The following is a 5,383-nucleotide window of genomic DNA, read 5'->3' on the forward strand; positions in this document are numbered from 1 at the left end:
CCACCGCCGGCCCCGCCCACGCCGCCGGGCGGCACGGCGGCTCCGGGCGCCGGGGCCGCACCGGCCTGCCCGTCCCCGCGGTCATCGCCCACCGCGGCGCCTCCGGCTACCGCCCGGAGCACACCCTGGGCGCCTACCAGCTCGCCCTGGACATGGGCGCGGACGTCATCGAGCAGGACCTGGTCCCCACCAAGGACGGCAAGCTGGTCTGCCGCCACGAGAACGAGATCGGCGGCACCACCGACGTGGCGGACCGCCCGGAGTTCGCCGGCCGCCGCACCACCAAGACCGTGGACGGCACCGAGGTCACGGGCTGGTTCACCGAGGACTTCACCCTCGCCGAGCTCAAGACCCTGCGGGCCACCGAGCGCATCCCGGACATCCGTCCCCACAACACCCTCTACAACGGCCGCTGGACCGTGCCCTCCTTCGAGGAGGTGCTGGACTGGGCCGGGGAGCAGGGGCGCCGCCGGGGCCGCCCGGTCTGGCTGCACGTGGAGACCAAGCACCCCACCTACTTCCGCAACGCCGGGGTGCCCCTGGAGGAGGAGCTCGCCCGGCTGCTGCGCAGCCACGGCCTGCACCGCAAGAACTCCCCGGTCTTCCTCCAGTCCTTCGAGCCCACCAGCATGGAGCGGATGTCGCACCTGGTGGACACCCCCCGGGTGGTGCTGCTGTGGACCCCGGACGACCGCCCCTACGACTTCCAGACCTCCGGCGACCCGCGCACCGTGGCCGATCTGGTCACCCCCGAGGGCCTGGCCGGGATCGCCCGCTACGCCCAGGGCATCGGGCCGCTGCTGGACCTGATCATCCCCCGCACCCCGGACGGCAGCCTGGGCACGCCCACCACCCTGGTCGCCGACGCGCACGCCGCGGGCCTGCTCCTGCACCCCTACACGGCGCGCAACGAGAACCGCTTCCTGCCCGCCGACCACCGCCGCGGCACCGACCCCAACGGCTACGGCGACGTCTTCGGCGCGCTGCGGACCTGGTTCGGGCAGGGCATCGACGGAATCTTCACCGACCACCCGGACACCGCGCTGCTCGCCGCCGCGGACTTCCGGGCGGAAGCCGGTTCCTCCTGATCCAGGGCGCCTGATCCACGACCGCCGCCCGGCCCGGGCCCGCACGGCCCCGGCCGCCTCCCGCCGCCGCCCCCGGAAGCTGCCCTCCGGGGGCGGCCGTGCACACTGCGGAGTCGGAAATCTCACAGCCGACTTCGCGTTTGTGAGTTCCGCGGGGTGGAACGTCCGGACAGAATGCATCTGGCACGGGTCATCCCTGTGCCGGCAGGGCACCAGACGGCCGGACGCGCGACACCCTCAGCACGGCGCGCCCGGCCCCATCCCCCGTGAGGAGGCGTGCGCCATGGGCATGAGCGTCACGATCGGACCGGCCACCGAACAGGACGCCGAGCACATCCTGAAGCTGCAGTACCTCTGCTACCAGTCAGAAGCTGAGCTCTACAACAACTACCGCCTCGAACCGCTCACCCAGACCCTGGACGAGCTCCGGGCCGAACTCGCCGACGGCCGTGTCCTCGTGGCCCGGCTCGGCGACGAGGTCGTCGGATCCGTACGGGGCCGCGTCGACGAGCATGGCACCGCCGCCATCTCCAAGCTGATCGTCCACCCCCGCATGCAGCGCCACGGACTGGGCAGCCGGCTGCTGGCCGCCCTGGAGGAGCTGCTGGCCGGCGAAGGGGCCGCCAGCCGCTACCGGCTGTTCACCGGGCACCGCAGCGAGGGCAACCTCCGCCTCTACCGCAAGCTGGGCTACGTCCCGGTCGCCACCGAACGCGTCTCCCCGGCACTCAGCCTGGTCACCCTGGAGAAGCCGTCCGGCACCGACCGCGCCGGCGGCAGCGTCGCCGCCGGTGAACTCGCCGCCAGCGCCTGACGCCGAACCCGGCCGGCGTACCTGCCCCCGCCGTCAGGGCCGGCGGTCCTGCCGGGAACCGCGGAGCCAGAACAGCCCGGTCACCGGCAGGACTACCGGAATGAACAGATAACCCATGCCGTACTCCGACCACACCGTGGAATCGGGGAAGGCCGAGGGACCGAGCACCGTCCAGGTGCCGACGCCGAGAACGCCCGCCAGCTCCGCCACACAGGCACCGAACGCCAGCCGGCGGGCGTTCTCGCCGCCCCGCACCAGCGCCGCCGTGATGAACACGTACACCACCGCGGCCAGCGCGGAGAGTGTGTAGGCCAGCGGCGCCTGGCCGAAGCGGGTGGTGAGCTGGTACAGGGAGCGCGACACGGCCCCGATGGTGATGATCGCGTAGACCGTGACCAGCAGCAGCCCGGGCCCGGCCACCAGCCGCCGCCCCTGCCGGCTCCGCCCGGCGCCGCTCCGCTCGCCGGTCGCGGGTGGGGTGTCAGCCAAGACCGCCTCCCCAGATGTCGTGCAGCCGGAGCTGGAGCGCGGGCACCACCAGCGCGCCCACCGCCACCGTGGCCGAGCCCCACCGGGACCGCTCACCCAGCGAGATGAACCCGGTCACCGGCACGCACAGCGCCACGGTCAGCAGATACGACACCAGCACCAGGGTGGTGTCCCCGGCCGGGCGCTCGCCGCGGGCCAGCAGCACCGTCGCGATCAGCAGCTGCGCGATCGCCAGCAGGGACACCACGGCCATGCCGCCGAAATGCCAGTCCTTGGTCGGCTGGTCGCGCAGGGCCGCCAGGCCGCACCAGGCCGCCAGCAGCAGCGCCGCCACCGCCAGCGTGACGGTCAGGGGGGTGAGCATGCGGCCGACTCTACTGGGCCGCCGCCGGCCGCCCGGAACCGCCCGCCCGGCCCCGGCCGGACTTGCCATCCGGGGCCCGGCGCTGCACATCCGGGCCGCATGCTGCATGCTGTCCCCCGGACCCCACGCATGGAGCGGCGCAATGACACCCACCTTCCCCGACATCACCATCACCACCGAAAGACTGGTGCTGGGCCCGTTCGAGGAAGCACATGTCCCGGAGCTCATCGACATGATGAACGACGAGCTCACCGCCGCCTGGACATCCGCGCCCGCCCCCTACACCCTGCGCGACGCCCGCCAGTGGGTGGGCCTGCTCGCCCCCGCCGAACGGACCGAGGGCCGGGGCGTGGTCTTCGCCGTGACCGAGCACCTCACCCAGCGCCTGGTCGGCACCGTGCACCTGCGGCGCACCGACTGGCGCATCCGCTCCGCCGAGGCCGCCTACGTGGTCGCCCCCTGGGCGCGCGGCGAGGGCTACGCCGGTGAGTCCGTGCTGGCCGCCGCCCAATGGCTGTTCCGGGACCAGAAGTTCGAGCGGCTGGAGATCCGCACCGACGCCGCCAACACCGCCGCCCAGCAGGTGGTGCTCAAGCTGGGCTGCGTCAGCGAGGGCGTGCTGCGCAACGCCTCCATCGTGCGCAGCCGCACCGCGGGCGGCGGCTGGACCGAGATCCGCGGCGATCTCATCGTCTGGAGCCTGCTCCCGGAAGACCTGGAGGAGACCCCCAGGGGCCACTGACCTGCGGCGCGATAGGCTGCCAGCCCCGAACGGCGACACCACTCCAGGAGCGCGCTGACCATGGCCGACCGCGTCACCGTGATCGGGTGGGACGGCTCGCCGCTCACCCCCGCGGCGCGTGCCGCGCTGGCCGCCGCCACCCTGGTGGCCGGGGCGCCGCGCCACCTGGCGCTGCCCGAGGTGCCGGCCGCCGCCGAAACGGTCCGGCTGGGCAGCGTGACGGTCGCGGCCGGCCGCATCGCCGCGCACCGCGGCACCGCGGTGGTGCTGGCCGACGGCGACCCGGGCTTCTTCGGCGTGGTGCGCGCCCTGCGCGACCACCGGCACGGGCTGGAGGTGGAGGTCATCCCGGCCGTCTCCGCGGTCGCCGCGGCCTTCGCCCGGGTCGGCATGCCCTGGGACGACGCCCGGGTGGTGGTCGCCCACCGCCGCACCCTGCGCCGCGCGGTCAACGTCTGCCGGGCACACACCAAGGTGGCGGTGCTCACCGCGCCCGGCGCCGGACCGGCCGAGATCGCCCTGCTGCTCGGCCCGGTGCCGCGCACCTTCGTCATCTGCGAATCACTGGGCACCGATGCGGAACAGGTCACCGTGCTCACCTCGGACCGGGTCGCCGGGCACCGCTGGACCGACCCCAATCTGGTGATCGTGATCGGCGCCCCGGCCGGGGCGCCGGACGGCGAGCACTGGCTGGCCGGGCTGGACCCGGCCGAGGACGGCCGGCCGCGCGGCTGGGGCCTGCCCGCCGCCCTTGCCGCTGCCTCCTCCGCTGCCGTCGCACCCGAGGACGCGGGCCCGTCCGGCGCCGTGGGCCCGCCCGGACCGCCGGACCCGGCCGGCAGGCTGCGCGCCCTGCAACTGGCCGCGCTGGGCCCGCGCACCGGCGATCTGGTCTGGGACGTGGGCAGCGACGACGGGCTGACCGCCGCCGAGGCGGCCCGGTTCGGCGCCGCGGTCATCGCGGTCGACCGGGACGCCGCCGCCTGTGCCCGGACCGCCGAGGCCGCCCGGCGGCTCGGGGTGCAGCTCCAGGTGGTGCGCGGCGCGGCCCCGCAGGTGCTGGAGTCGCTGCCCGAACCCGATGTGATCCGGATCGGCGGCGGCGGTCCGCGCACGCTGTCCGCCTGCGTGGACCGCCGTCCGCAGCGGATCGTCACCCACGCCACGACCCGGGACCAGGCCGAGACGGCCGGACGTGTCCTGGCCGCCGGCGGCTACCGGGTGGAGTGCACTCTTGTCCAGCTGGTGGAGCTGAATACGGACACCTGGTCGGAGAGCGGGCGCACCGTGGCATTTCTGCTCACGGGCAGCCGGATGTGAATCGCGCAACGACAACATCGGTGACAAATCAGGGCCATTCATGCCGGGCCGGGACACCGTCCGCCGAGAGTGTCGGTCATGGCGGGTAGGGTGATGGATCGTTGTGCCGCCGCCCGTGCGCGGGGTTTTCTCCCCGCATGTCCGGATGGTGGGGAGCGGGGTCCTGCGTGCTGCACGACTGCCGCTCGCCGGCCCGGTGGCGCGGCACTCGCCGGGGCTGAAGGAGCAAGACCGATGCGCGAGAGGTACGCATGACGGACACCGGCCACAACGCGGAGCGGGGACAGTCGGGGCAGGCAGGTGGGCAGTCGGGACCGCTTGACCCGGGGGTCATGCCGGTTCCGGGCGGCTTTCCCTTCCCCGACGCGGCCGACGGCACCGACGACCACGAGGACGAGGATCTGCTGATGCCCGGCTCCCACGGGACGTGGGGCGAGACGGTGAGTTCCTACGGCACCCCGGCCTCGGGCACGCCCACGCCGGTCTTCGCCACCCCGGCGGACGGCACCCCGGCCGCCGCTCCCGCGCACCCGGCCGCGCCCGAGCCCGGCGCGGCACAGGCCGGC

General features: G+C 74.3%; 7 protein-coding genes. 5 read left to right on the forward strand and 2 right to left on the reverse strand.

The genetic code is table 11. From position 1 onward, the window contains the following. Together GQS09_RS26720 and GQS09_RS26725 are read left to right on the forward strand one after the other, a co-directional pair. The coding region (locus tag GQS09_RS26720; protein WP_165990113.1) for a glycerophosphodiester phosphodiesterase at positions 1-1,088 on the forward strand (1,088 nt) is incomplete at its 5' end. Between the two features lie 283 nt (positions 1,089-1,371). Next, positions 1,372-1,902, forward strand: a complete 531-nt coding sequence (locus GQS09_RS26725; protein ID WP_165990114.1) for a GNAT family N-acetyltransferase — start codon at positions 1,372-1,374, stop codon at positions 1,900-1,902. A gap of 33 nt (positions 1,903-1,935) precedes the next feature. Here GQS09_RS26725 and GQS09_RS26730 read toward each other — a convergent pair whose 3' ends face one another. Further along, positions 1,936-2,391: a hypothetical protein gene (locus GQS09_RS26730; protein WP_165990115.1), complete on the reverse strand. Its 456-nt coding sequence runs from the start codon at positions 2,389-2,391 to the stop codon at positions 1,936-1,938. Further along, positions 2,384-2,755 carry a hypothetical protein gene (locus GQS09_RS26735; protein ID WP_165990116.1) on the reverse strand — a complete coding sequence of 124 codons (372 nt, stop codon included), beginning with the start codon at positions 2,753-2,755 and terminating at the stop codon, positions 2,384-2,386. The genes GQS09_RS26730 and GQS09_RS26735 overlap by 8 nt, the downstream gene beginning before the upstream one ends. A gap of 142 nt (positions 2,756-2,897) precedes the next feature. Between GQS09_RS26735 and GQS09_RS26740 the strand changes: the two genes are divergently transcribed. The 3 genes from GQS09_RS26740 to GQS09_RS26750 form a co-directional block, all read left to right on the forward strand. After that, entirely contained in the window at positions 2,898-3,497 is a 600-nt protein-coding gene (locus GQS09_RS26740) for a GNAT family N-acetyltransferase (protein ID WP_165990117.1), read from the forward strand. 60 nt (positions 3,498-3,557) lie between these two features. Further along, on the forward strand, positions 3,558-4,817 hold the full coding sequence (gene cbiE / locus GQS09_RS26745) for a precorrin-6y C5,15-methyltransferase (decarboxylating) subunit CbiE (RefSeq protein ID WP_165990118.1): 1,260 nt from the start codon (positions 3,558-3,560) through the stop codon (positions 4,815-4,817). Between the two features lie 332 nt (positions 4,818-5,149). After that, positions 5,150-5,383: hypothetical protein (locus GQS09_RS26750; RefSeq protein ID WP_165990119.1), on the forward strand; the 234-nt coding region annotated here is incomplete at its 3' end.

It is taken from the genome of Streptomyces sp. YIM 98790 (genome assembly GCF_011421595.1).
Taxonomy (GTDB): Bacteria; Actinomycetota; Actinomycetes; order Streptomycetales; family Streptomycetaceae; genus Streptomyces.